Annotated in this window: 1 pseudogene; it reads left to right on the forward strand. The window is 69.9% G+C overall.

What is annotated here, in order from left to right:
* Positions 1-261: pseudogene (locus tag A985_RS0104690) on the forward strand (chemotaxis protein CheW); the annotation flags it as partial.
* Positions 262-408: the final 147 nt, after the last annotated feature.

Raw genomic sequence — 408 nt, forward strand, 5'->3', positions numbered from 1 at the left:
GAGACGGCCCCGTCGAATGCGATGCGCGCGAGCGCGTCGCGCCTGCTGGCGCTGCGCCACGGTCACCACTTGAGCGCGTTTCCCGTGGCCGAGGTGCATGGCACGGTCACGCCCGCCCGCGAAGCGCTTGGCGCGGTGCCCTCGACGGCGTTCGGTGCGAGCGACGGCCTGGCGGTCGCCGTGTTGCCCTGGCGAGAGCACGTTGTCGGCGTGCTGGATCCGTTGCGTGTGGGTGCGGCATTCGACAGGAGCCTCGCATGAGCGACGACCTGCACGACGCCACGCTGCTTGATCTGTTCCGTATGGAAACGCAGACGCAGGCGCAAGTGCTCGGCGATGGATTGCTGGCGCTCGAGCGCGTGCCGACCGACGCATCGCGGCTCGAAGCCTGCATGCGGGCCGCGCATT

The sequence above is a fragment of the Pandoraea sp. B-6 genome, from assembly GCF_000282835.1.
In the GTDB taxonomy this organism is placed as follows: Bacteria; Pseudomonadota; Gammaproteobacteria; order Burkholderiales; family Burkholderiaceae; genus Pandoraea; species Pandoraea cepalis.